Source organism: Candidatus Auribacterota bacterium (assembly GCA_026392035.1).
GTDB lineage: Bacteria > Auribacterota > Tritonobacteria > UBA1439 > UBA1439 > JAPLCX01.
On the sequence record JAPLCX010000038.1, the window covers coordinates 1 to 2,563 of the forward strand.

Genomic DNA, 2,563 nt, shown 5'->3' on the forward strand with positions numbered 1-2,563 from the left:
CTTTTCTTCCGAAGAGAGTATAATCTTGAATGGGCTTGTTCTGGGCACAATACGCCTCCTTCTTTGTCTTCGTATTGTGCCGCATCCGTTCTTGAAAAGCAATATTTATATGTCATCATATTTATGATACTGTGTACTTAGCCTGGTATCGAGTGCCCGCTCATAGCGCCCGGCCCGCAGTGAGGAGGTTCAGTGATCGTGAGGATCATCTACGCGTTCTCATTATGGCTTGTCGCCCTTCTGCTCTTTCTGAGCCTCTACTCCTATGACCCGATGGATGTCACCTACAATACCACGCATCCGAATTACCCGCAGAACAACAGCGTGGGGATAGTCGGTTCATGGGCCGCATTCGGGTGCCTCCTTGCGCTCGGTTTTGCCTCATACGCGATCGTGTTCATACTCTTTTACCTGGGGTGCGTATTCCTTCGCGGCGGAGGCTCGGGCGTCCGCCCCATGAGATCGGTGCGCGCCGCCTCCGCTGTCCTGATGCTGATCTCCCTCGCCTGTTTGTTTCAGCTGCCGATGGGCACCTGGTGCACGGTAGAGGCGAGGCGGCTGAACCTCGTCGGCGCCGGCGGGGTGGTGGGCGATCTACTGGGCGTGAATCTCCTGCTCCCCTGCGTCGGTGTCGCCGGTTCGATCGGCCTGTGTGCGGCGCTGTGCATCGCATCCACGCTCGTCTTTATCCGATTCAACGCATTCCGCTTCATAGGGTTTTCCTTCACGAAGCTCTCCGGCGCAATCGGCCATTCGGCCAGGGTCTCCGCGGAGGTCATCAGCCAGAAGCGGCGGATGATCCCTCTCGGCGTGCACAAGGTGCGGGTGCGGCCGTTCGCGGGGCTGTACCGGCGCACGAGAAAGGTGAAGATCACGGTTCCTCCCGCCGCTGAGGCGCAGCGAGAGATCGGGCTTCCCAGATTTGAGAAGCGTGTGCCTGATCGGGCCGGGAAAGAGGCGGCACAGGTGGGGCTCCTACCGCGCCACCGCAAGCCGAGATCCACGGGCGCGTATAAACTCCCCGGCGTCGGTCTCCTGCACGAACCGGTCGCCGCGAGGGGCAAGCAGGTAGAGGAAGACCTCCAGAAGAACGTTGATGTCCTCCAGCTCACCCTGAAGGAATTCGGCATTGATGCGGAAGTGGGGAACGTGATCCGGGGCCCGGTGATCACGCGCTATGAGGTGCATCCCGCGGCCGGCGTCAAGGTGCAGAGGATCACCACGCTGACCGACGATCTGGCGCTCGCGATGGCGGCGAGCAGCATCAGGATCGTCGCGCCCATCCCCGGGAAGTCGGCGGTCGGCATAGAGATTCCGAACCTCAAGGCGACGCTCGTCGGCCTGAAGGAGATGCTGCTCTCGAAGGAATACCGGCAGCCCCCCAGGTATATCCCGCTGGCGATCGGCAAGGAGATCTCGGGGAATCCGGTGATCGCGGATCTGAGAGAGATGCCGCACCTGCTCATCGCGGGGGCCACGGGTTCGGGGAAGACGGTGTGCGTGAACAGCTTGATTCTCACCATGCTCTTCTCCTGCACCCCCGATGAGCTCAAGTTCATCCTCATTGATCCCAAACGGGTGGAGATGACCCAGTACCGCGACATCCCGCATCTGCTCACGCCGGTGGTGACGGAGAGCAGGGCCGTGGCTCAGGCACTCCGCTGGGCGGTGAGGGAGATGGAGCGGCGCTACGGCCTCTTCTCTCACGAGATCGTCCGCGATATCATCGGGTACAACACGAATATCAAACAGAGCGGTGCGGCGGCGCGGGGTGAGGAGGGCGAACCACGGGAAGCGCTCCCGGTCATTGTCATCATCATTGACGAGCTGGCGGACCTGATGCTCGTGGCCCGCAAGGACATCGAGGACCCGATCATCCGCCTGGCCCAGATGGGGCGGGCCGCCGGCCTGCACATCATCCTCGCCACACAACGCCCCTCGGTGAATGTCATCACCGGCTTGATCAAGGCCAATTTCCCCACCCGGATTGCCTTCAAGGTCGCCTCGAAAGTCGATTCAAAGGTCATTCTGGATACCATGGGGGCTGATAAGCTGGTCGGTTGCGGCGACATGATTTTCATGCCGCCCGGTTCCTCCCGGCGGCTCAGGATACAGGGGACGCTGGTGGATGACGCGGAGATCAACGCGACGGTGGAGTTCGTGAAATCGCAGGGCAGCCCGGATTACCGGGAGGATATCCTCTCCGCTGAAGCGGACAGCGCATTGAGCTATGAGGATATCGATGACAATCTCTACGATGAGGCCGTGAGCGTGGTGCGGCAGCTCGGGCAGGCGTCGGCATCGCTGCTCCAGAGAAGGATGCGCATCGGCTACACGCGCGCGGCCAGGATCGTGGACATGATGGAAGAGCGGGGCGTGGTCGGCCCCCAGCAGGGAAGCAAGGCGAGGGAAGTATTATAATAAATCACTCTTGTCCAAAATAGGAGTCAAATAACCTGAGATAAAAAGCCTCCATGATGAGGTAAGATGGAGTTCTCACACAACCATCGGAGCGGTGCACGCGCACCGCAACACCACATCAAGGAGGCGTCATCATGATACG

Annotated in this window: 1 protein-coding gene; it reads left to right on the forward strand. The window is 60.2% G+C overall.

The genetic code is table 11. The features are described from left to right. Positions 1-192: 192 nt before the first annotated feature. The gene (locus NTX71_03725; protein ID MCX6339012.1) at positions 193-2,421 is read left to right on the forward strand and encodes a DNA translocase FtsK 4TM domain-containing protein; all 2,229 of its coding nucleotides are present in this window, start codon (positions 193-195) and stop codon (positions 2,419-2,421) included. Positions 2,422-2,563 lie beyond the last annotated feature (142 nt).